The organism is Opacimonas viscosa (assembly GCF_024199005.1).
Lineage (GTDB): Bacteria > Pseudomonadota > Gammaproteobacteria > Enterobacterales > Alteromonadaceae > Opacimonas > Opacimonas viscosa.
On the sequence record NZ_JANATA010000347.1, the window covers coordinates 1 to 231 of the forward strand.

Genomic DNA, 231 nt, shown 5'->3' on the forward strand with positions numbered 1-231 from the left:
TGCTCGAAAAAGAGGAAAAAGTAAGAGCACTGGTTCCGGCAGATAACTTTCACATGCTAAGTTTCATTGCCGTTCACCCTGACTATCAACATCACGGTCTCGGGCATATATTGTTAGGCGCCATAGATAGCGTGATTGAAGATGACGAGAAAAGTGAGGGGGTCTCAGTGTTTGTTACTATTGAAAAGCACCGTTCATTTTTTAACGACGACAATTATAAGGTTGTAGGTC

The 231-nt window shown here is 42.4% G+C and carries 1 pseudogene; it reads left to right on the forward strand.

Features of this window, described 5'->3' with window-relative positions:
- Positions 1–231 (forward strand): annotated as a pseudogene (locus tag NLF92_RS14310) (GNAT family N-acetyltransferase); the annotation flags it as partial.